Below are 19,523 nucleotides of genomic sequence, written 5' to 3'. Positions count from 1 at the left end.
TTATCGTTTATCTATTATATTCGTTATCAAATCACCGATAATCTGAAGAATAAAGACGATGATCAGAATAAACACAGTTGCAACTAGTGTAACATCACCATTATTTGATTGATAGCCTTCAACATACGCTAGGTTTCCAAGTCCTCCCGAACCGATCGCGCCGGCTATTGCTGTAGAGCCGATCAATGCGATGGCAGTGACTGTAATACCTGAGATAAGCGCCGGCATTGATTCCGGCAGCAGCACCTTAAAGATAATGGTTGATGTTTTTGCGCCCATGGATTTGGCTGCTTCAATCACACCTTTATCCACCTCGCGCAAGGCAATTTCGACAAGACGGGCATAAAATGGCGCCGAACCGATCACTAGTGCCGGCAGAGCCGCATTCGGACCTAAAATCGTTCCTACTAAAATCTTAGTAAAGCCCAGTAATAAAATAATTAAGATAAGGAATGGAATGGATCTGAAAACATTGACAACCGCCGCAATCACACTGTTAATCGCTTTATTTTGCCACAAGCTCCCTTTAGCTGTAAGAAAGAGCAGCAACCCGAGAACGATACCGATAATAAAAGCGAAGAACAAGGAAATCAGCGTCATGTACAGCGTTTCATACGTTGCGCCCCATAGTTCTGTCAAATCAACGTTCGGAAACCATTTTTCAAACATTCGTGATCACCTCTGCTTCCACCTGTTTGTCTTTAATAAACCGGATCACGTTTTGTACTTCTTCGTTTTCTCCATCAATATGGATAAAGAGAGAGCCGTAAGCCCCATCCTTCGTTTGCGAGATTTTCCCTTGCAGAATATTAACATCTACATTAAAATTCCTGATCATCTCTGTAATGAGAGGCTGTTCTGCAGCTTCTCCGACAAAGGTGAGCTGAACAGTTTTCCCTGACGTATTTTCATCAAGGAAATGCTGGATCGTTTCCTTTGTTTCTTCCGGTTCTGTCACTTGCTGTACGAAACGTTTCGTCATTTGTTCCTTCGGATTTCTGAAGACATCGAGTACATCGCCTTCTTCCACAACTATACCGTTTTCCATAACAGCCACCCGGTTGCAAATTTTGCGGATTACATGCATTTCATGCGTAATCAGCACAATGGTCAGACCGAGTCTTTCATTTATATCGGATAAGAGAGCCAAAATTGAATCTGTCGTTTGCGGATCAAGTGCGGATGTCGCTTCATCGCAAAGGAGAACCTTCGGATTATTGGCGAGCGCTCTTGCAATCCCGACACGCTGCTTTTGTCCGCCGCTCAACTGTGATGGATACGATTTTTCTTTTCCTTCTAATCCTACCAGTTTAATGAGTTCATCGGCACGCTTGATTCGGTCGCTTTTTTTCACGCCGGCGATTTCTAACGGAAACATAATGTTATCTCTCACCGTACGAGACCAAAGCAAATTAAAATGCTGAAAGATCATGCTGATTTCTTGGCGGGCTTTTCGCAAGCCGCGGCCGTTTACTTCATTTATTTTGCTGCCCGCTACCTCCACGATGCCTGAGGTTGGTTTCTCAAGACCGTTAAGCAGACGGATTAAGGAGCTTTTACCCGCTCCGCTATATCCAATAATTCCAAAAATCTCACCCTTATTTATTGAGAGGTTAACATCTTGGACAGCGTTGACATCCCCATGTTTTGATTTATAAACTTTTGAAACATTTTGAAGATTGATCAAATCAATCACCTGCCTTAACACTATTCTAAGAAATCTTCCGGCGATTAATCGGCAAAAGAAAAAGCCTTTCTGCACATATGAGCAGAAAGGCTTCTTTTCATCGCCTTTCTCTCATCTTCCAAAGCGAATCGCTTTGTGTGAATTGGCACCTTTTCAACAATGTTGATGGTTGCCGGGCTTCATAGGGCACTTCCCTCCACCTCTCTTGATAAGAGAAATATATAGTTCTTTTTACGTCCGGAAATTCTTAATGTAGAATAGCATGGCAAATCATATGATGTCAATAAAATAAATGATGCCATCTTTTTCTATAAAATTATGAATATTCTAGTTTTATACTTTTTGAACCCTCTGGAAAAAACCGTTTGTCAGCCAGAGGATGGCTTCAAGCTTGAGCAGCGCTCTAAAAGATCCTTTCACTTTAAGGCTTCCGCTTTGAATTAAATTTTGAAGGGAAGTATCTCCATGCAGCAGATGAATGATCTCCGCTTGATTTCCATAAAAGGTCAGGTTGGACGTTTTGGGCTGAGAAATTTTTTTCATTTCTCCCCGTTCGTTTATCGAGAAGGTAAAAGCTTCTGTCTCACCTTGAAAGGTGATAAGCAGGGTTGAAGCATTCAATAGGGGTTTTAAAAACAGACGCTGATACTCTTCCTCTAACACTTCCGTTTTTTCCACTTGTACAACCTCCTATTCATTGGTCATACATACACATTTCTCTGCGGGCAGCTAGAACCCTCTATAAAACGAACGACATTTTCCATAGTTATTTCCCGAGAAATATGTCATAAACGGGATGTATTGGAAGCTTTTTGTTTAATCATATCGTACAGGTAGGAAACAGAGTGAAAAGCATAACCTCTTTCAACTACTTTTCCATCTTTGAAAAGAAGAAAACAAGGAACACTTTCAATCTTGTAGGCTTTTGCGAATGTCGGAGAATAGTTTACATTATTTTTATAATAGGCGACTTGCGGCAGCATTTCTTCAACAACAGACAGCATTTTGCCCGCAAGCTGGCAAGTGCCGCAAAAAGGAGTATATAAATATAGGAGATAGACGTCTTCTTTTATCAATTCGAGCTCTTGCTCTTGAAGTTCTTTCATTTGATTCAAACACCTCGGGTTTATCCATCAAGAAAATTTGTATGAACATTGATATTTGCGCGAAGTAATACGGAAGCAATATGACGGCTCGGCGCTGCCGCCACCTCTTTGAACGTTCTGTCGATATATAAATGGCAGGCGTCGGGCAATTCTCTCTTCAGCTGTTTTCTCAATTTCTCTCCGGATTCATCTGCATCAACCAAAATATACACATCTTTATCATAAAGCTGATCAGCAAGTTCTTCCAGCTTCGTCTGGCCGAGCGTTCCGTTTGTACACACAATACACGCAGATTCATTGAGGACGCTTTTGATTTTTTGCTTATCGGATTTCCCTTCAACTATAATGACTTTTTGTAAATCGTCCAATATCATTTGTCATCACCTGTCACATGAATTTTGAAGCGCTCAGATTGTAAAAGAAGGCAGTGAATATCACCGCCAACACATTAACACCAGCCGTTTTCATAGTCGCAATCCACGTACTTCGCATCGCTTCCTGAAACTGCATCGGCTGTCTTATAAAATTTTTCATTTTCAAATGAAAAACCGGGTTTAAGTTCGTATTCATTCATGCCTGTCATTTGGCCAATCATTTCATCCTCATGGTATAACGACAGCCGGCCGTTTTGAAAGCGGCCTGTTACATGATCTGTCACATCAAACCTTTGTTTGCTGATAGCCATATTGGACACCTCCCATAAAGTTAGAGTATCCAATTGACTGCACGGTTATCCGATGTAGCGATTAGTCTTCCTGTGTCATTTCATCGTATTGCTCTGATGTCATTAGGCTTTCAATTTCAGACGCATCAGAAGGTTCTACGACGATCATCCATGCCTTTTCGTAAGGAGATTCGTTTACAAACTCAGGGCTGTCGTCAAGGTCTTCGTTTACTTCTACCACTTTTCCGTTAATCGGCGCGTAAAGTTCTGATACCGTTTTAACAGATTCTACACTTCCGAAAGGCTCGTCCGCTTTAATTTCAGCGCCGACTTCTGGCAGCTCGACAAATACGATGTCGCCAAGCTCGGATTGGGCAAAATGCGTAATCCCGATTCTGACTTTTTCTCCTTCAACTTTTACCCACTCGTGTTCTTCTGAGTAACGCAAATCTTTAGGTGTGCTCATGTAAATCCCTCCATTTTTTTACTGCATATAATAAGAAGATACCATAATTCTTTAAAAACTTACATTACATCCAGTTTTTTTCGAATTGGTCTTCTTTAAAACCAACCGTCACTTTTTCTCCGTCTGATGTAATCGGGCGTTTCAACAGCATACCGTCTGAAGCGAGAAGCTCAAGCTGCTCATCTTCCGACATGTGATACAGTTTTTCCTTCAAATTCAGTTCACGGTATTTCAAGCCGCTCGTATTAAAAAACTTCTTTAGCTCCAGTCCGCTTTTTTCATAAAGCGCCTTGATTTCTTCTTTGCTTGGAGTCTGTTCTGCAATATGTATCTCGTTTATTTCTTTGCCGTGCTCTTCAAGCCATTTTTTCGCTTTGCGGCACGTTCCGCATTTAGGGTACCAGTAAAAATTCAAAGACATCTTCTTCACCCCCAGTAAATGATCGAGGTTATTTTAACATAGATTGTTTTAAAAACCTAAAACGTTGCTTACATGAAAAGTGCTCCGAGAAACCGGAGCACTTTGTGAATTACACGATATATTTTTCCGCTTGGAAAATGCCTGACGCTGCTTCGCGTTTCTTCCGGATGACATTTTTCGGCGTGATACGCGTTAATTTGCGCAGCGCGGAAAGCATCATGCGGAGTGCGTCTCCTTCTTCCATTGCAATCAGTGATTCTTTCGCGTGTGCTTCAATTTCATTTAAGGCTTCTTGTGTGAAAATTTCCGTATACATCAGCTTTTGCGCGGCTTTTTCTTCCCCATGCGCCGCGATGGCTTTTTCGGTTCTGAGCACCGCTGATTCTATCGCATACACAAGGCTGACAATGTCTGCGATGTTGACAAGCACTTCTTGTTCCTGATCAATGGATTTGCCGTATTTTTGCGCGGCAAGCCCGGTGGTAAGCAGGGCAATTTTTTTCGCCTGTCTGACGATATATTTTTCCTGTTCCAACGCACCGCTTCCCGGTTCTTCCGGCATGAGCATCATCAGCTCTTCTTGAAGCGCCTGAGCTTTTTCAAACAGCGGCAATTCTCCTTTTATTGCTTTTTTCAAAAAGGTGCTAGGCACAATCATGCGGTTGATTTCATTTGTTCCTTCAAAGATCCGGTTGATCCTTGAATCACGATATGCCCTTTCCACTTCGTATTCCTGCATAAATCCGTAGCCGCCGTGGATTTGAACGCCTTCATCCACAATGTAATCAAGCGTTTCAGAACCGAAAACTTTGTTAAGGGAACACTCGATGGCATATTCGGCGATTGATTTTGCTACTTGCCTTCCATCCTTTTGATCTTCCTCTGTCAGAACGCTCATGTTTTCTTCAAACAATCCGACGGTTCTGTATACTGAGCTTTCCATTGCGTATAGCTTTGAGGCCATAGTGGCGATTTTCTCCTGTGTGAGCGCGAAACTTGAAATTGGCGTATTGAATTGGCGGCGCTGATTCGCGTAAGCTGCTGACAGCTCGATGATTCGTTTGGAAGCGCCGATCGTCCCGACCGCCAGCTTATAGCGTCCGATATTTAAAATATTAAACGCGATGATGTGGCCTTTGCCGATTTCTCCAAGAAGATTTTCCTTCGGCACCTCTGCCTGGTCTAAAATAAGCGTTCTAGTCGAGGACCCTTTAATCCCCATCTTCTTTTCTTCAGGACCAGTGGACACGCCCGGATAATCTTTTTCCACAATAAACGCAGAAAACTTGTCACCGTCTATTTTGGCGTAAACGACAAACACATCGGCAAATGCTGAGTTGGTGATCCACTGCTTCTCTCCATTGAGAATATAGTGAGTTCCCGCTTCATTCAAGACGGCGGTTGTTTTGGCGCCGCGTGCATCTGAACCGGAGCTGGGCTCAGTCAGTGCATACGCCGCGAATTTATTGCCGGAAGCCAAATCAGGCAAATATTTTTCCTTCTGTTTTTGAGTTCCGAAAAAGACGATCGGCAATGAACCGATTCCGACATGGGCGCCATATGAAAGTGAAAAGCTGCCCGCCCGTGAGAACTTTTCCGTAATCAGCGCTGAGCTGATTTTATCAAGACCTATCCCGCCGAATTCTTCCGGTACATCCGCTCCGAGCAACCCCAGATCGCCTGCTTTTTTCAAAAGCCTGACAGAGTGCTCAAACTGATGGTTTTCAATTTCATCTACAAACGGGAGCACATCATTGACGATATAGTCCTCCGTTGTTTTCGCAATCATTTTATGTTCGTCTGTGAAATCCTCCGGTGTGTAAATTTGATCATATGTGACATCCTCTATTAAAAAACTTCCGCCCTTTTGCACTTTCACCGCTTCATGTTTCATTGTTCATCCCCCTTTTAAAGTAATTCAAATACGCCTGCTGCTCCCATACCGCCGCCGATACACATTGTGACCACGCCGAATTGTTCATTTCTTCGTTTCATTTCGTGAATGAGTGACAGGGTCAGCTTTGTGCCTGTACAGCCTAGCGGGTGTCCAAGCGCAATCGCCCCTCCATTAACGTTTACTTTTTCTTCGTCTATTCCGAGTTGTCTCATGACTTGAATGGACTGTGAGGCAAAGGCTTCGTTCAATTCAAACAAACCGATGTCGCTCAATTCCAGTCCGGCAAGCTTGAGTGCGCGAGGAATGGCTTCCACAGGTCCGATTCCCATAACCTCCGGCGGAACGCCTCCTACTGCAAATGAACGGAACTTCACCAGCGGAGAAAGCCCCAAAGCATCTGCTTTTTCCCTGTCCATCAACATCACAGCCGCCGCGCCGTCACTTGTTTGTGACGAGTTTCCCGCCGTGACGGTTCCGTCCATAGCAAACGCCGGACGCAGCGATGATAAAATGTCCGTGTTCGTTTGCGGACGAACGCCTTCATCTTGGGAAAACGTAAAGCTTTTTTCACTCGGCTTATGGTCAGGCCCGATTTGTGTCACTTTCACTTCGACAGGCACAATTTCATCTTGGAATTTGCCTTCCGAAATGGCTTTTGCCGCTTTTTGGTGACTGCGTGCAGCAAATGCATCCTGATCATCGCGGGAAACGCCGTATGTTTTCGCTACCTGCTCGGCGGTATGTCCCATGCTCATGTAATACTCTGGCGCATTTTCAGCCAGCGTGATGTTCGGGCGTGTTACATGCCCCATCATCGGAACTAGTGACATGGACTCCGCGCCGCCGGCGATTGCCGTATCATATGCGCCGAGCATAATTTTTTCAGCTCCATAGGCGATAGATTGCAGGCCCGAAGAGCAGTAGCGGTTGACTGTAATTGCCGGCACTGTATGCGGAAGACCCGCAAGCGCGCCGATGTTTCTTGCCATATTTAATCCCTGTTCGGCTTCCGGCATGGCGCATCCAATTATGAGGTCATCAATATTGCCTTCATAACCGCCTGCTCTTCTTAATGTTTCTTTCACACAAATAGCTCCCAAATCATCTGGACGGACTGTTGCCAATGATCCCTTTTTCGCTTTGCCAACCGGAGTTCTCGCTCCTGCCACAATGACTGCCTCTCTCATAAACACCCTCCTAATTCCGTAAAGGTTTTCCTTTTACAAGCATATGCTGCATTCTCGCTTGAGATTTCGCTTCGCCTGCAAGGCTCAGAAATGCTTCTCTTTCTATCTCCAATAAATAGTCTTCTTCAACCTCTGTGCCGAACGGAACTTTTCCTCCGGAAATCACATTGGCTAGTTTTTTCGCAATTTTCATATCGTGTTCTGACAGATAGCCTGACAGCTTCATTTGTTCTGCACCTAATAGGAGTGCCGCATATCCTGTTGCTCCGGTCACCTTGATTTTTTGTCTCGCAGGCGGACGGTAGCCCTTGTCATATAATGAAGCCGCAAGTTTTTTCGCATCATACAGCAGATGATCCTGATTGATGCTGATATGGTCAACTTCTGACAATATGTTCATTTCCCGAGCTTCTTGAGCGGAACTAGAAACTTTTGCCATCGCAATGGTTTCAAATGTTTTGATTGCGGCCGGCATGATATCAGCTCCGTCTTGAAGGCCTCTCAAATGGCGGCAGTAAAGCTCTTTGTTTCCTCCTCCGCCAGGAATCAGCCCCACGCCGGATTCAACAAGCCCCATATACGATTCACTTGCCGCTTGAATCCGCGCCGCCGGCAGACATACCTCCGTGCCTCCGCCGAGCGTCATTCCGAAAGGAGCTGCGACGACGGGCTTAGAGCTGTATTTAATATTCATCATTGTCTCTTGGAAACGCCGTATCACAAGGTCTACTTCAGCGTAATTGTCATCCTGCGCTTCCATCAAAATCATGGCGAGATTCGCGCCCACACAGAAATTTTTTCCCTGATTTCCGATGACAAGCCCTTTATAATGACGGTCTGTTTCCTCTAAAGCTTTATTGATCATTTGAATGATATCCAAACCAATCGCGTTGCTTTTTGAATGAAATTCAAGCAGCGCCACATCATCCCCAATGTCGATCAGGCTGGCTCCGCTGTTTTTAGCAATAACACCCTTAGATTCTTTAAGAGAAGCGAGGTGCAGGCGTTTTTTGTTTTCTTTCACCGCTCTGTATTCACCGCGGTCGTAATAAAATAGTGAGCCGTTTTCTTTGATATAGAAGGTTTCATGTCCTTTATCCAGCATTTCTTTTATCCAGCCTGGTATCGCTGCACCTTCCTGCTCCAGCTTTTCGGCTGACTGTCTGACCCCGATGGCGTCCCACATTTCAAACGGTCCGAGTTCCCAGCCAAAGCCCCATTTCATCGCCTGGTCGATAGCGAGAATATGGTCGGCAATCTCCCCGGTCAGCTGAGCAGAATATAGAAGCGTTGGCGACGTGATATTCCATAACAGTTGACCCGCCCGGTCCTCTGAATATATAAGCGCTTTCAATTTTGATTTAATTCCCTTAACCTGCGTCACCGCTTCGAGACCGGCTGTTCTCATTTTTGTACGCTCGCCGTAAGTGAGGGTCAGCGGGTCAAGCTCATATATCGTTTTCCCCTCTTTTTTATAAAAGCCTTGGCCGGCTTTGCTTCCAATCCAGCCATTTTCAAGCATTTTATTCATGAAATCAGGCAGCCGAAAAACGTCTTTCTCTTCTCCTTCAGCTTTGTCGTACACATTCTTAGCGACATGGGCGAATGTATCAAGGCCAACAACATCAAGAGTTCTAAAAGTGGCGCTCTTCGGCCTGCCGATCAGCGGGCCTGTGACGGAATCAACTTCTCCGATTTGATAGCCGCCTTTCAGCATTTCTTGGACTGTCACTAAAAGGCCGTAAGTCCCGATGCGGTTGGCGATAAAGTTTGGCGTATCTTTTGCGGCCACGACGCCTTTGCCAAGGACGTTTTCTCCAAATGACTTCATAAATGACACAACGTCCGGCGCGGTTTCTTGAATAGGAATAATCTCCAGAAGCTTTAAATATCGGGCCGGATTAAAGAAATGTGTGCCTAAGAAATGCGCCTTAAAATCATCTGATCTGCCTTCTGCCATGTCCTGCACTGAAATCCCGGATGTATTACTGGAAATAATACTGCCGGGTTTGCGATGTTCATCAACCAGAGAGAAAATTTGTTTTTTCACCTCAAGATTTTCGACCACGACTTCAATGATCCAGTCAGCTTCATTGAGCTTTCCGGCATCATCTTCTAGGTTGCCGGGCGTAATATAGCTGATGTTTTTGGCAGAAGTCAATGGAGCGGGCTTTTGTTTAAGCAGTTTTTTGACCGCTGTTTGACTCATCCTGCTGCGAACTTCGGGGCTGTCTAATGTCCTGCCCTTTTTCATATCATCCTTCGTCAATTCGTTCGGCACAATATCAAGCAGCAGAACTGGGATTCCGATGTTAGCTAAATGCGCCGCGATTCCAGAACCCATGACCCCTGATCCCAAAACGGCTGCTTTCTTAATTTGTTTGTGCATGAAACATCCCCCTTGAACTTTGAATGAATAATCATTCATTTTTAAGCTAAAAAAAATGAAACCCTTTTCTTCTTTCATCTTAAAAGATTTCGGTACTGAGTTCAATAGCTAAATTGTAAATTTTTCATTTCTGTCTGTTTTAGCGATGCGTATGAACCATTCACCATAAGGGCAACTTAAAGCCGGAGGTGAAGGGAATGGTACGAGAAAGAAAAGATCCGTCCTCAGCCGCGGTGAGCGCTGCAAGCGTAAAAGGAAATGCGGGTCCGTCTCAAAAGTATGAAGGCGGAAAACGGACAAGCCAAAACCAGCAATATAAAAAACATAACATGGAATAACAGATTGCAGCTGCTTTCGCGGCTGTTTTTTATTTTTTGATGATTCCTTTTAACACAAAAGCCGCATTGGCCGGTCTTTCTGCAATCCTTCTCATAAAATAGCTGTACCAATCCGTACCGTACGGGACGTATACCCGCATTCGGTATCCTTCCTTCGCAAGCTCCTTCTGCCGCTCCGGTCTGATTCCGTACAGCATTTGAAACTCAAATTGGCTGTTCGGAATGCGGTGCTTTGAAACGAGCTTTTTCGTAAATGCAATGATGGCATCGTCATGGGTCGCAACGGCGGTATAGTTCCCGCTTAACAGTTGAAGCTTAACCAAGTTTTGCAGATGAAGGTCGGTTCCTTTCTTATCCGGAAACGCCACCGCGGCAGATTCTTTATACGCCCCTTTCACCAGCCTGAGGTTCGGCTTAAGGGGTTGCAAGTTCCTAATATCCTCTGCGGCGCGGTACAAGTATGCCTGGATGACGGTTCCCAGCTTTTCAAACTCCGGCTTCAGCCGTTTGTAAATCCGAAGCGTCCGCTCATAGCGAGAGTAATCTTCCATATCAATTGTTACGGCGACTTCATGGTGTTTGGCTTCTTTTAAAATCGCCTTCAAATGGGATACGGCAAGTTCTTCCGAGATGTCCAGTCCGATTGAAGTAAGCTTTAGAGACAGCTCAGAATCCAGCTGATGTTCCGCGATTGCCTCGATCACCTGCTTACATTGCGCCGCGGTTTTTTTTGCTTCTTGTTCGGTGCGCGCGTATTCGCCCAGATAATCTATTGTAGCGGAAAGACCCGCCCGGTTCAGCCTCTTAACGGTTTTCACCGCAGAAGCAATTGTGTCGCCCGCAACAAATCTTCCAGCACCTAAGCGAATGCCATATGTCTTGGCGAGCTTGGTCAGGGTTCTGTTTTTAGATAAAAACAAAAACAGGCTTCGCAACATGTGATTCCCTCCGTTTCTTAATGAATCAGCATTTTATCTGTATACATTCGCCAGCTTAAGGAAACATAAAAAGAACAGAACTATAGGAGGCGTTTTTATGGATAATCAGCAGCAAAACTCAGGTATGACACCGCCTGCTGTCATTTCGACAAAGGACCATTTGTATCTGAACGACATGCTGAACTGGAATTTAATCGCGATGAAAAAAGCCCATTTTATGGCGCAGCAATGCCAGGATCAAGCCTTAAAGCAAGAGCTTGACCGCGTCGGACAAATGCATCATGATCACTACCAGAGAATTTTAAACCACTTGAATCCAAATCAAGGGCAGCAGCCATCTGGCTACATGCAATAGGAGGCTCAAATCATGAATCAGCAAAATCAGCAAAAAATCAGCAACCCGGAAACACCAGTGCCGGCGACTTCTCAAATGAATGACAGAGATTTCGTCAATGAGCTGCTGACAACAGAAAAATATATCACTTCTTCTTATTGCACAGCCTTGCACGAATTCAGCCATGAGTCTCTTTATCAGGATATTCAATCCATTTTTGATGAGTCACAAAAAGCGCAAAGAAAACTTTATGATCTCATGTTCCAGTATGGGTGGTACTCTATAGAGGCGGAGGACGCGCAAAAGCTGCAGCAGTCTCATCAAAAATTCCAGCAAACCCTTCAACAGCAATCGCCTTATCAGTAAGTCATACGGTAAAACCAGACCGGCGAAAGGATACGATGTTCTATGAGCATCTTATCCTTTTTTGTTTTGTTTTTAATCCCTTAAGAAAAGAGTTGACTTATACTTAATCCTTATTTATATTTAATAGGCATTAATTATTTTAGTGGGTTAAATATAAATTCATATTATCTATAACAGAGGAGAAATTATGATGAATGCGGATCAAGTAATGTCTGATATTCAATTGTCACTTCAGACACTTTTCCAAAAAATACAGCCTGAAATGGTAGAAAGTATGGAAAAACAGGGTGTCACACCTGCACAATTGTTCGTTTTGGCCAGCTTAAAGAAACACGGAAGCTGCAAAATTTCTGAAATTGCAGAGCGCATGGAGGTCAAGCCAAGTGCGGTGACTTTAATGGTGGACCGCCTTGAACAAAAGAATCTTGTCGTCAGAAAACATGATACAGAAGACAGAAGAGTCATCAATATTAGCCTTACTGCTGAAGGAGACAAAAAGTTTGAAGACATTTTGACGGGAAGAAAAGCAATATTGGCACGATACCTTTCGTTTCTGACAGAAGAAGAATTGTTACAGGCAGCACAGATTACTCAAAAACTTGCTCAAGCGGCTGCAGAAACAACGGAAACTTAAACATTACTAATGAAAAGAGGAAATGGTAGAAATGAGTACAGAAAGCAAAAATCCTAAACGCACTTTATTATTAACAGGCTTAATTATAGCCATGTTTTTTTCAGCGCTTGACGGTACGATTGTAGGAACTGCCATGCCGAAAATTGTGGGTGATCTTGGCGGTTTAAGTATGATGACCTGGCTGACTACGGCGTATCTTTTAACCTCAACGACTGTTGTCCCGATTGCCGGTAAATTAGCCGACTTATTAGGGCGCCGCGTTGTCTATGTTTCAGGTTTGATCATCTTTATGGCCGCGTCAGCACTGTGCGGTATGGCCAACAATATGACTGAATTGATTATATTCCGCGGATTACAGGGAATAGGCGGCGGTATCATGATGCCAATGGCTATGATTGTAGTCGGGGATTTATTTACAGGTAAACAGCGTGCCAAATTTCAAGGGGTCTTTGGGGCGATTTACGGTCTTGCATCCGTCATCGGACCGCAGATCGGCGGCTGGATTGTCGATACTTTAAATTGGAAATGGGTCTTTTACATTAACCTTCCTGTCGGGATTGTTGCCGTTATTTTCATTGCCAGAGGGTTACAGGGCCGCAAACAGACAGGGCCGATCAATTTCGATATTGCCGGCATTTTCACCATGGTTGTCGGTGTCGTAAGCTTGCTTCTTGCTCTTAGTTTCGGAGGTAAAGATTACGCTTGGGATTCTTGGCAGATTCTCGGGTTGTTCGCGCTCGCCCTTATCGGCATTATAGGTTTTATCATAGCGGAAACAAAAGCAAAAGAACCGATTCTTCCTATGTATTTATTTAAAAACAGAACGTTTACATTCCTGAATCTGATCGGCTTCTTTATGAGTATCGGGATGTTCGGCGCAGTCACGTTTGTTCCTTTCTTTATGCAGGGGATTGTGGGTGTCAGTGCGTCTGAATCAGGCACCATTATGACGCCGATGATGGTCTCTATGATTATTACGAGTATTATCGGCGGTCAGCTTGTGTATAAAGTGGGAATTAAGCCGCAAATTATTACAGGTATGGTGATTATGGCAGGCGGGTTCCTTCTGTTAACAACATTGGACCTTGATACGAGTAAGCTTGTGGCGACAAGCTACATGGCGATCATAGGGCTTGGCATGGGTCTGGTCATGCCGATTCTCACATTAGCGCTGCAAGAGAGCTTTTCAAAAGAGGAGCTTGGAGTTGTCACCTCCTCAAGCCAGTTCTTCCGCTCGATTGGAGGAACATTTGGAATTACGGTGCTGGGGGCCGTAATGAACGCCAGATCAGGCACCCTTTTAACCGACAAACTCGTTCCTTACTTAAACTCGCTTCCGGCACAGGCCAGTTCCTTTGCCGACCAGTTTAAAGGCATGATAGACAAAGATCCGCAAGGGCTGCTTCAGTCTCTGTTCAGTCCGGAAGCAGTAAAACAAATTCCGGCGGCGTTTTCTTCACACATCGTGCCGATTTTAAAAACATCTTTGATGGATTCGCTCCACAGTGTGTTTTACACAGGCCTCGCCTTTATTGTGATCGGAGCCGTACTCACTTTGTTCGTCAAACCGATTAAGCTTTCTAATAAAAAGGCTGGGGAGGAGCAAGAAAAAGAGGAGAAGGCAAAAGCAGTCGGATCTCCTTCCCACTAGTTTGTATGATGAGAAGCCCGCAGAATTTTATTATTCCGCGGGTTTTTTGCTGTTAAAAAATGCAGTTTGTCAGTCAGCACAAAAAACAGTTTGCCGTGTGAGCTGCGTGGCAAACTGCTTTTTTATAGGTCACTATTTTTTTCGATGTTCTTCATTTAACTCTTTAATATGCTGAATGACTTCTTTAATGCCCTGTTTGGCGTCAGGATACGATTCGTTCCAATGCCTCACAAGCGGAGGCATGCTTTTGGCCATGTGCGTATACAATATCCATTGCTTCACGTCTTCTTTTAATTCAGCGTCTGTTTCACCAAGTAGAAGTTCTGTGTATTTTTCCAGTAATCCGTCGAGCTGTTCTTGTAGTTTTTGCTCCATTTTCACACCTTCCTCTCTGCGTAAAAACAAAAAGGAGCAGCCGCTCTCTGGCGGAATCTCCTTTGCTGCGGTACTTATCCGTGAGATGAAAGAGCCGTTTCCTGAACAATACATCTGCCCCGTCCGTGCGGAATACAAAGAGGCGTTCCAAACAGCGGGTCTTGTGTCACCTGACAGTTCATAGAAAACACATTTTGCACGAGATCACAGTTTATGACTTCTTCCGGCCGGCCCTCAGCGTAAATTTGTTTGTCTTTAATCGCAACCAAATGATGGGCGTAGCGGCAGGCTAAATTCAAATCATGCAGAACCATCACAATCGTCCGTTGTTCCTTTTCGTTCAGTTCAAACAGCAAATCCAGGATTTCGATCTGATGGGTCATGTCCAGATAGGTTGTCGGTTCATCAAGAAGAATAATATCCGTTTCTTGTGAGAGTGTCATTGCGATCCAAGCCCGCTGCCGCTGTCCGCCTGACAACGAATCAACGGCACGGTCAGCCATCTCTTCCAGCTTTGTCGCTTTGAGCGCTCTATTCACGGCATCCTCATCAGCTTTTGACCATTGTTTCAGCCAGTTTTGATACGGATATCTTCCTTGCTTGACCAGCTGATGCACGGTTAATCCCTCCGGAGCAGCGGGCCCCTGCGGCAATATCGCAAGCTCCTTCGCGACCTCTTTTGTCGGCAGTTTGGCGATTGCTTTTCCTTCGAGAAGCACAGATCCGCCCTGCGGCTTCATCAGCCGCGCCAAAGAACGTAAAAGTGTCGATTTTCCGCAGCCGTTGCTGCCGATAAATACGGTTATCTCACCTTTTGGAATCGTTAAATTCAACTCATCAATAATAACAGCATCCCCGTACCCTAAGCTCAACGTTTCTGTAGAAATTGCACTCATACCCGTAACCGCTCCTTTTCGCTGACTTTAGCAACACTTATGTATTGCGCTTTATACTGAATGTATGTTTCTCAAATATCATCATCTATACAAGTGATAAAATAATCACTTCACTATAAGGCCATATATCCTTCATTGTAGCAGATAACAATGACTTTGAAAATCATTTTCAATTAGTTTTTGGAACGAATGGGAATCTTACGGGCTCTTCCGGATGATGCTATTTTTTTATTTCTCTTACAGTTCCGTCGTGAAGCTTTATGTTCAAACGAAGATGGTCGTAGTGGCTGTCTAAATTAAAGGATTCCAGTACATTCCGAATCGTTTCTTGATCTGTCATATGCTGATTGACCGCAAGCTCGCTCAGGATCATTTTCATTTCATCCAGCGCTTCTTCACCTTCCTGGTGAATGCCTGACAGCTTATCTTCAATTTCAGCCTTTTCATTCTCCCCGTTCTTTTGGTACATGCCTTCATAGCGGTTATGCTCCCCGTTTCCATAGTTCACCTGGAGCGAGAAGTGATCATAAGGCACAGGCTTCATATTTGAAACAGGCGCGTTTTCGGCCGCGGAATTTCCTTGCTGTTGTTCTTCATTCAGCCGGCAGCCCGCTATTAATATCACCACGAGACAAATGGCTCCCGTCATCCTGATCACGCTCATTTTATTCACTCCTATAGTTTCCATTCTTTTTAGCTATGTCCAAGGGAAGGATTCCTCATTCATGAAGAAAAAACCGAAGCCATTATGCTTTTTCGCACAAAAAAGCCGGAGCCTAAAAAGACCCCGGCTTATCCTATAGCTTAAGATTCGGTCAGTTTCAAAAACTCCTCGGCATCCTGTACCGTCAGACTTATGGCTTGTTCCCAAAAATCCCGTTTGGTTAAATCAGCGCCTAAATGCTTCATCGCCAAATCTTCCACTGTCATTGAAGCTGTATCATGCAAGAGAGCCATGTATTTTTCTTCAAACCCGGCTTTTTCCTGTAAAGCCGAAGCGTAAATGCCAAGTGAAAACAGATAGCCGAATGTATACGGAAAATGATAAAACGGCACTCTTGTAATATGAAAATGAAGCTTTGACGCCCAAAAATGCGGATGATACTCTCCTAAAGCGCCGCAGAAAGCTTCCTGTTGAGCCTCAATCATCAGCTCATTTAATCTATCAGCCGGTACAATTCCCTGTTTCCGCTCTTCATAAAATGCCGTTTCGAATAAAAATCTGGCATGGATATTCATGAAAAACGCGACGCTTCTCTGGACTTTATCTTCAAGCAAAACAAGTTTTTGTTCCTTGGTTTCCGCCTGTTTTACTGTTGCATCAGCAACGATCATTTCCGCAAAGGTAGAAGCCGTTTCAGCTACGTTCATTGCGTAGCCTCTGTTTAACGGGCGCACATTCAGCATGGCTTCCTGATGAAACGCGTGGCCGAGTTCATGGGCTAGTGTGGCGACGTTTGAAGCGCTGCCCGAATAGGTCATAAATATGCGTGACTCCCCGCTTTCCGGAAAACTTGTACAGAAGCCTCCGACTCTTTTTCCGCTGCGGTCTTCCGCTTCAATCCAGCGGTCTCGGAACGCTTTTTCGGTAAATGCTGAAAGCTTTTGGCCGAACGTCGCAAACTGACTGACAATCAAATTCGCCGCTTCATCATACGAATATTCCTTCACGTCATCTCCGACGGGCGCTTCAACGTCAAACCAATTCAGCTGGTCGACGCCAAGGAGTGACGCTTTTCTATGCAGATAATTAACAAACGGCTTTTTATGATCGGTGATGACCTGCCACATGACATCCAGCGTTTCTTTTTTCATTCGATTAATGGCAAGCGGCTCTTTAAGCGCATTGTCCCAGCCCCGCGCTTTATAGGTTTGCAGACGGAATCCCGCCAGATGGTTTAATGTGCTGCTGAAAATGTCCTCTTCCCGCTCCCAAGCTTTATTCAGGCGCTCCCACACTGTTTTTCTGACAGAACGGTTTTGGGAAGACAGCAGATTCTCCGCCTGTCCGACGGATAATTGTTTATCTTCATACGGAATTGTGATTTTCCCGACAATCGTGTTGTACAAATCCCCCCACGCATGATAGCCGTCAACGGCCAATCCCTCGATAAGTGTTTCTTGATCTGCACTGAGTTTTTCAGCGATACGTTCTCTTCTTTCTTGTAATATGTATGCGATTTCTTGAAGATCCTGCCTGTTAAGCAGCTTTTTCCATACAGCATCATCAATGCGGGCAAGCTTATGATCGAATGTGACGAGAGCAGACTTGAAATCCGCATTCAGCCGGCTGATGCGCGCTTTGTGTTCATTGGCCTTTTGATCATTGATGTTTTGAGACTGAAGACAAATGACAAAGGCGCCCGCCTGCTGAATTTTGACGACGATCTCTTCAAACTTGCTGAGTATTCTTACCAGCTCTTCTTCATCTTCGGCAGTCTTTGGCAGCTGAAATGCATCTGTCATTTCTTTGAAAGCATGCAGACTTTGGGATAGCTTTCCGATATACGCTGTAAGCTCCGGAGACCCGCTTCCCCCTTTAAAAAATGTCTCAAGATCCCACGTTTCGTTTACGCCTTGCAATGTCATGACCCAAAACCCCTTTCTCACTTTCTTTCATTATAAAATAATTCTGAATTATTGTATAAAAATATCTCCTATTTCAGGAAATCTTTTCTACGGCCTTTATAGATGAATGGGCCTGATGATAGTACAATACCTTTATGAATATAGAACGGGGGAATTATTTTGAATCAAAAAATTGCGATTGTGACTGGAGCCACCAGCGGTTTCGGTCTTTTGACTGCTGTAAAGCTCGCGCAGACTTACACCGTTATCGCAACGGCGAGACAACCGGAACAAGCGAGTGCACTAAGGGAGACGGCCGCACTGCACAATGTGGAAGCGTTCATTCATATCACAGCGTTGGATGTAACCGATGAGCGGTCCATTTCAGACTTCGGGGAAGCACTGCAGGCATACGGCCCGGTCGATTTGCTCGTAAACAACGCCGGAACGGCCTATGGCGGATTTATTGAAGAATTGCCAATGGATCATTTCAGAAAACAGTTTGAAACCAATGTGTTCGGTTTGATCAGCGTCACAAAAACTGTTCTGCCTTATTTGAGAAAACACGGCGGCGCCAAAATCATAAATGTCAGCAGCATAAGCGGTTTGACCGGATTTCCCGCTTTATCCCCCTATGCATCTTCCAAGCATGCGCTGGAAGGGTTTTCGGAAAGCCTGCGCCTTGAGATGCTTCCCTTCGGCATAGAAACAGCGCTGGTAGAACCCGGCTCCTACCAAACCTCGATCTGGCGGAAATCCATATCAGGCAATATGACAGCACCCGCACCCGAATCAGCCTATCACCACTACTACAAAACGATTCTGTCATATGTAGAAAAAAATGAAATCGAAAGCGGAAACCCTCAAGAAGTCGCCGATCTCATTTATCAATTAGCATTGAAAAAACGCATCAGAAAATTACGTTACCCGGTCGGAAAAGGCGTTAAGCTGACACTGCTGTTCCGCGCCCTTTTTCCTTGGTCTTTCTGGGAGTATATCCTCAAGAAAAAACTGTTCAAATAATCGTTATTTATAATAATTATAATTTAGTATTGATTTCTATATGAGATGTGGTACAATTAATTTAACAGATCACAAGGAGGACGTTATAATATGAATGTACAAGATGTAAAAAAAGAGAGCACAGTAATTGAGAATTCAATGAACACCCAATTATCTAACTGGTTTCTGCTTTACTCTAAGCTCCACCGTTTTCACTGGTATGTAAAGGGACCGCATTTCTTTACACTTCATGAAAAATTCGAAGAGCTATATAACCAAGCGGCGGAAACAGCCGATACCATTGCGGAACGTCTGCTTGCCATCGGCGGCCATCCTGCGGCTACGCTGAGTGAGTACCTTAAGCAGGCATCCATCTCTGACGGAGGCAGCGAAACAGCCGCATCAGAAATGGTCAAGACATTGGTCGATGATTATAAACAAATCAGCAGCGAATCAAAATTCGTCATTGGACTTGCCGAAGAAAACAATGATCATGCAACGGCTGACCTGTTTGTCGGATTGATAGAAGACATTGAAAAACAAGTGTGGATGCTGTCCTCTTTCTTAGACTAAAAAAGCTGAACCCCAAGGGTTCAGCTTTTTT

General features: G+C 44.5%; 23 protein-coding genes and 1 riboswitch. Of the genes, 7 read left to right on the top strand and 16 right to left on the bottom strand.

From position 1 onward, the window contains the following. The 11 genes from GXP75_RS09535 to GXP75_RS09485 all read right to left on the bottom strand — a co-directional run bounded on the left by GXP75_RS09535 (position 1) and on the right by GXP75_RS09485 (position 9,817). Positions 1-669 (bottom strand): methionine ABC transporter permease, encoded by a 669-nt coding sequence (locus GXP75_RS09535; protein ID WP_214919042.1) that lies wholly within the window; start codon positions 667-669, stop codon positions 1-3. Further along, positions 662-1,687 carry a methionine ABC transporter ATP-binding protein MetN gene (metN, locus tag GXP75_RS09530; RefSeq protein ID WP_150225019.1) on the bottom strand — a complete coding sequence of 342 codons (1,026 nt, stop codon included), beginning with the start codon at positions 1,685-1,687 and terminating at the stop codon, positions 662-664. Before metN ends, GXP75_RS09535 begins: the two co-directional genes overlap by 8 nt. A gap of 108 nt (positions 1,688-1,795) precedes the next feature. After that, a riboswitch (SAM riboswitch) is annotated at positions 1,796-1,902 on the bottom strand. A gap of 118 nt (positions 1,903-2,020) precedes the next feature. After that, entirely contained in the window at positions 2,021-2,365 is a 345-nt protein-coding gene (locus tag GXP75_RS09525; RefSeq protein ID WP_003327015.1) for an SCP2 sterol-binding domain-containing protein, read from the bottom strand. Between the two features lie 107 nt (positions 2,366-2,472). Beyond that, positions 2,473-2,793, bottom strand: coding sequence for a thioredoxin family protein (locus tag GXP75_RS09520; protein WP_003327014.1), 321 nt, complete (start codon positions 2,791-2,793; stop codon positions 2,473-2,475). 20 nt (positions 2,794-2,813) lie between these two features. Continuing rightward, positions 2,814-3,167 carry a toprim domain-containing protein gene (locus GXP75_RS09515; protein WP_003327013.1) on the bottom strand — a complete coding sequence of 118 codons (354 nt, stop codon included), beginning with the start codon at positions 3,165-3,167 and terminating at the stop codon, positions 2,814-2,816. Positions 3,168-3,241: 74 nt separating this feature from the next. Then, the gene (locus GXP75_RS09510) at positions 3,242-3,478 is read right to left on the bottom strand and encodes a YusG family protein (RefSeq protein WP_106045557.1); all 237 of its coding nucleotides are present in this window, start codon (positions 3,476-3,478) and stop codon (positions 3,242-3,244) included. Between the two features lie 61 nt (positions 3,479-3,539). After that, positions 3,540-3,923: a glycine cleavage system protein GcvH gene (gene gcvH, locus GXP75_RS09505; RefSeq protein ID WP_003327010.1), complete on the bottom strand. Its 384-nt coding sequence runs from the start codon at positions 3,921-3,923 to the stop codon at positions 3,540-3,542. 64 nt (positions 3,924-3,987) lie between these two features. Beyond that, positions 3,988-4,344 carry an arsenate reductase family protein gene (locus GXP75_RS09500; protein ID WP_003327009.1) on the bottom strand — a complete coding sequence of 119 codons (357 nt, stop codon included), beginning with the start codon at positions 4,342-4,344 and terminating at the stop codon, positions 3,988-3,990. A 109-nt stretch (positions 4,345-4,453) separates the two neighbouring features. After that, entirely contained in the window at positions 4,454-6,238 is a 1,785-nt protein-coding gene (locus tag GXP75_RS09495) for an acyl-CoA dehydrogenase family protein (RefSeq protein ID WP_242556672.1), read from the bottom strand. Positions 6,239-6,252: 14 nt separating this feature from the next. Further along, complete coding sequence (locus GXP75_RS09490; RefSeq protein WP_003327007.1) at positions 6,253-7,428, bottom strand: acetyl-CoA C-acetyltransferase; 1,176 nt, start codon at positions 7,426-7,428, stop codon at positions 6,253-6,255. 10 nt (positions 7,429-7,438) lie between these two features. Next, complete coding sequence (locus tag GXP75_RS09485) at positions 7,439-9,817, bottom strand: 3-hydroxyacyl-CoA dehydrogenase/enoyl-CoA hydratase family protein (protein WP_242556671.1); 2,379 nt, start codon at positions 9,815-9,817, stop codon at positions 7,439-7,441. 197 nt (positions 9,818-10,014) lie between these two features. On the opposite strand from GXP75_RS09485, the gene GXP75_RS09480 reads away from it, so the two are divergent. Next, a complete protein-coding gene (locus GXP75_RS09480; protein WP_003327004.1) occupies positions 10,015-10,155 on the top strand; it encodes a YuzL family protein in 141 nt (46 codons plus the stop codon). Between the two features lie 29 nt (positions 10,156-10,184). On the opposite strand, the gene GXP75_RS09475 is transcribed toward GXP75_RS09480, so the two are convergent. Continuing rightward, entirely contained in the window at positions 10,185-11,093 is a 909-nt protein-coding gene (locus tag GXP75_RS09475) for a proline dehydrogenase family protein (RefSeq protein ID WP_242556670.1), read from the bottom strand. 97 nt (positions 11,094-11,190) lie between these two features. Between GXP75_RS09475 and GXP75_RS09470 the strand changes: the two genes are divergently transcribed. The 4 genes from GXP75_RS09470 to GXP75_RS09455 all read left to right on the top strand — a co-directional run bounded on the left by GXP75_RS09470 (position 11,191) and on the right by GXP75_RS09455 (position 14,078). Then, positions 11,191-11,448 carry a hypothetical protein gene (locus GXP75_RS09470; protein ID WP_010789878.1) on the top strand — a complete coding sequence of 86 codons (258 nt, stop codon included), beginning with the start codon at positions 11,191-11,193 and terminating at the stop codon, positions 11,446-11,448. A 12-nt stretch (positions 11,449-11,460) separates the two neighbouring features. After that, positions 11,461-11,793: a spore coat protein gene (locus GXP75_RS09465; protein ID WP_003327001.1), complete on the top strand. Its 333-nt coding sequence runs from the start codon at positions 11,461-11,463 to the stop codon at positions 11,791-11,793. 187 nt (positions 11,794-11,980) lie between these two features. Next, a complete protein-coding gene (locus tag GXP75_RS09460; RefSeq protein WP_034717770.1) occupies positions 11,981-12,427 on the top strand; it encodes a MarR family winged helix-turn-helix transcriptional regulator in 447 nt (148 codons plus the stop codon). Between the two features lie 22 nt (positions 12,428-12,449). Beyond that, positions 12,450-14,078: an MDR family MFS transporter gene (locus tag GXP75_RS09455; RefSeq protein WP_242556669.1), complete on the top strand. Its 1,629-nt coding sequence runs from the start codon at positions 12,450-12,452 to the stop codon at positions 14,076-14,078. A gap of 132 nt (positions 14,079-14,210) precedes the next feature. Here GXP75_RS09455 and GXP75_RS09450 read toward each other — a convergent pair whose 3' ends face one another. From GXP75_RS09450 to GXP75_RS09435, 4 genes are all read right to left on the bottom strand, one after another. After that, positions 14,211-14,453, bottom strand: a complete 243-nt coding sequence (locus GXP75_RS09450) for a YusU family protein (RefSeq protein ID WP_003326994.1) — start codon at positions 14,451-14,453, stop codon at positions 14,211-14,213. Positions 14,454-14,527: 74 nt separating this feature from the next. Next, positions 14,528-15,349: an ABC transporter ATP-binding protein gene (locus GXP75_RS09445; RefSeq protein ID WP_242556668.1), complete on the bottom strand. Its 822-nt coding sequence runs from the start codon at positions 15,347-15,349 to the stop codon at positions 14,528-14,530. Positions 15,350-15,569: 220 nt separating this feature from the next. Beyond that, positions 15,570-16,013, bottom strand: a complete 444-nt coding sequence (locus GXP75_RS09440) for a YusW family protein (protein WP_214919032.1) — start codon at positions 16,011-16,013, stop codon at positions 15,570-15,572. A 140-nt stretch (positions 16,014-16,153) separates the two neighbouring features. Next, positions 16,154-17,938, bottom strand: a complete 1,785-nt coding sequence (locus tag GXP75_RS09435; protein ID WP_242556667.1) for a M3 family oligoendopeptidase — start codon at positions 17,936-17,938, stop codon at positions 16,154-16,156. A 159-nt stretch (positions 17,939-18,097) separates the two neighbouring features. Between GXP75_RS09435 and GXP75_RS09430 the strand changes: the two genes are divergently transcribed. Both GXP75_RS09430 and GXP75_RS09425 read left to right on the top strand, forming a co-directional pair. Continuing rightward, a complete protein-coding gene (locus GXP75_RS09430; protein ID WP_242556666.1) occupies positions 18,098-18,940 on the top strand; it encodes an oxidoreductase in 843 nt (280 codons plus the stop codon). Between the two features lie 90 nt (positions 18,941-19,030). Further along, a complete protein-coding gene (locus GXP75_RS09425; protein WP_061570641.1) occupies positions 19,031-19,492 on the top strand; it encodes a Dps family protein in 462 nt (153 codons plus the stop codon). Positions 19,493-19,523: the final 31 nt, after the last annotated feature.

The organism is Bacillus sp. HU-1818 (genome assembly GCF_022695965.1).
GTDB classification, from domain to species: Bacteria; Bacillota; Bacilli; order Bacillales; family Bacillaceae; genus Bacillus; species Bacillus atrophaeus.
This window is presented reverse-complemented; position numbering and strand designations above follow the sequence as displayed.

Excerpts from the sequence above, each read along its gene's own strand:
- GXP75_RS09535 (WP_214919042.1), bottom strand. The coding sequence starts at position 669 with ATGTTTGAAAAATGGTTTCCGAACGTTGATTTGACAGAACTATGGGGC.
- GXP75_RS09520 (WP_003327014.1), bottom strand. The coding sequence starts at position 2,793 with ATGAAAGAACTTCAAGAGCAAGAGCTCGAATTGATAAAAGAAGACGTC.
- GXP75_RS09515 (WP_003327013.1), bottom strand. The coding sequence starts at position 3,167 with ATGATATTGGACGATTTACAAAAAGTCATTATAGTTGAAGGGAAATCC.
- GXP75_RS09510 (WP_106045557.1), bottom strand. The coding sequence starts at position 3,478 with ATGGCTATCAGCAAACAAAGGTTTGATGTGACAGATCATGTAACAGGC.
- gcvH (WP_003327010.1), bottom strand. The coding sequence starts at position 3,923 with ATGAGCACACCTAAAGATTTGCGTTACTCAGAAGAACACGAGTGGGTA.
- GXP75_RS09500 (WP_003327009.1), bottom strand. The coding sequence starts at position 4,344 with ATGTCTTTGAATTTTTACTGGTACCCTAAATGCGGAACGTGCCGCAAA.
- GXP75_RS09495 (WP_242556672.1), bottom strand. The coding sequence starts at position 6,238 with ATGAAACATGAAGCGGTGAAAGTGCAAAAGGGCGGAAGTTTTTTAATA.
- GXP75_RS09490 (WP_003327007.1), bottom strand. The coding sequence starts at position 7,428 with ATGAGAGAGGCAGTCATTGTGGCAGGAGCGAGAACTCCGGTTGGCAAA.
- GXP75_RS09485 (WP_242556671.1), bottom strand. The coding sequence starts at position 9,817 with ATGCACAAACAAATTAAGAAAGCAGCCGTTTTGGGATCAGGGGTCATG.
- GXP75_RS09480 (WP_003327004.1), top strand. The coding sequence starts at position 10,015 with ATGGTACGAGAAAGAAAAGATCCGTCCTCAGCCGCGGTGAGCGCTGCA.
- GXP75_RS09475 (WP_242556670.1), bottom strand. The coding sequence starts at position 11,093 with ATGTTGCGAAGCCTGTTTTTGTTTTTATCTAAAAACAGAACCCTGACC.
- GXP75_RS09470 (WP_010789878.1), top strand. The coding sequence starts at position 11,191 with ATGGATAATCAGCAGCAAAACTCAGGTATGACACCGCCTGCTGTCATT.
- GXP75_RS09465 (WP_003327001.1), top strand. The coding sequence starts at position 11,461 with ATGAATCAGCAAAATCAGCAAAAAATCAGCAACCCGGAAACACCAGTG.
- GXP75_RS09460 (WP_034717770.1), top strand. The coding sequence starts at position 11,981 with ATGATGAATGCGGATCAAGTAATGTCTGATATTCAATTGTCACTTCAG.
- GXP75_RS09455 (WP_242556669.1), top strand. The coding sequence starts at position 12,450 with ATGGTAGAAATGAGTACAGAAAGCAAAAATCCTAAACGCACTTTATTA.
- GXP75_RS09450 (WP_003326994.1), bottom strand. The coding sequence starts at position 14,453 with ATGGAGCAAAAACTACAAGAACAGCTCGACGGATTACTGGAAAAATAC.
- GXP75_RS09445 (WP_242556668.1), bottom strand. The coding sequence starts at position 15,349 with ATGAGTGCAATTTCTACAGAAACGTTGAGCTTAGGGTACGGGGATGCT.
- GXP75_RS09440 (WP_214919032.1), bottom strand. The coding sequence starts at position 16,013 with ATGAGCGTGATCAGGATGACGGGAGCCATTTGTCTCGTGGTGATATTA.
- GXP75_RS09435 (WP_242556667.1), bottom strand. The coding sequence starts at position 17,938 with ATGACATTGCAAGGCGTAAACGAAACGTGGGATCTTGAGACATTTTTT.
- GXP75_RS09425 (WP_061570641.1), top strand. The coding sequence starts at position 19,031 with ATGAATGTACAAGATGTAAAAAAAGAGAGCACAGTAATTGAGAATTCA.